The following is a 1,440-nucleotide window of genomic DNA, read 5'->3' on the forward strand; positions in this document are numbered from 1 at the left end:
AGCCGCCGGGGCCGGTGACGCCGGCCGTCGCCGAGGCCACCACCGGGCCGGCCGCCGATGCGTCGCAGCCGGCAGTGTCGCCGCCGAGCCGCGTCGGCCGCGTGGGCCGGATCGTCGGGACCGTGTCGTTCCACGCCACCGACGCCGCGCAGTGGACGCCGGCGACGCTCAATTTCCCCGTGACCTCCGGCAACGGCTTCTGGACGGAGCCGGACGGGCAGACCGAGATCGATGTCGGCGCGAGCCAGCTTGATCTCGCGAGCGAGACCGAACTCGACTTCGACACGCTCGACGGCACGCGGGTCATCGCGACCGAGGCGCAGGGCGAGATCTATCTGGACCTGTCGAAGCTGGCGCAGGGCGAGGCGTGGACCCTGGTCACGCCGCGCGCGACCGTCCTGCTGGATGCGAACGGGCGCTACGGCATCGTCGCCGGCGACACGGAGCATCCGACCGTGATCACGGTGATCGCCGGCGCGGCGACCGTGACCGGGACGAACATCTCGCTGCAGGTGCCGGCCGGACAGGCCGCGGTGATCGACGGCGCCGATACCTATGCGGGCCATCTCCAGCCAGCGGCGCCCGATCCGTTCCTGCAGGCGATGCTGGCACGCGACACCCCGCCGCCCGATCCCGGCGTCGCCCTGCCGCCGCAGGTGGCGCAGATGCCGGGCTGCGCGCAGCTCGCCAGCTACGGCACGTGGCGGACGTCTCCCGAATACGGTCAGGTCTGGTATCCGACCGTGACCGCCGGATGGGCGCCGTACCGCGAGGGCCACTGGGCCTATGTCGCGCCGTGGGGCTGGACATGGGTCGATGACGAGCCTTGGGGCTTCGCGCCGTTCCATTACGGGCGCTGGATGCAGGTCGACGGTGCCTGGGGCTGGATACCCGGCGATTACGTGGCGGGCGTCGAGTTCGTGCCGGAGCCGGTCTATGCGCCCGCGCTCGTGACCTTCGTCGCCGCCGACGGCGCGGCGCTGGCGGGCGCGGCGATCGCCGGTCTGGCGGCGGGCGCCTTCGCCGCCGGAGCGATCGGCTGGCTGCCGCTCGGGGGGCACGAGCCGTATTATCCCTGGTTCCACGCCGGGCCCGGGTGGGTGCGGGGCGTCAATTTCGGCTACGTCAACAATGTCGGGATGGTGGTGAACAACTATGTCGGCGGCCGCTTCTATGACGGCGCCGCCTTCGTCAACCGCGCCGGCGCGACGATGGTGCCGCCGGGGGCGATGTTCGGCTCCCGCTCGATCGCCGGCATCGGCCGGCCCATTCCCGGCGCGGCGTTCGGCCGCTTCCAGCCGGTCGTCGGGCGCGAGCCGTTGCGCCCCACGGCGATAACACAGGGCCTGGCGCCTGGTGCCGCCGGCCGGCTCGGCATACGGGGCGGCATGGGCGGGGCCGGCGCGGGTTCCCTGCGGGCACCGGGGCCGGCGTTCGGGC

Annotated in this window: 1 protein-coding gene; it reads left to right on the forward strand. The window is 73.3% G+C overall.

Features of this window, described 5'->3' with window-relative positions; translation table 11 throughout:
- On the forward strand, positions 1-1,440 hold a 1,440-nt coding region (locus tag B8460_RS15605; protein ID WP_048862536.1), incomplete at both ends, for a DUF6600 domain-containing protein.

This window comes from Acidisphaera rubrifaciens HS-AP3, from assembly GCF_000964365.1.
GTDB classification, from domain to species: domain Bacteria; phylum Pseudomonadota; class Alphaproteobacteria; order Acetobacterales; family Acetobacteraceae; genus Acidisphaera; species Acidisphaera rubrifaciens.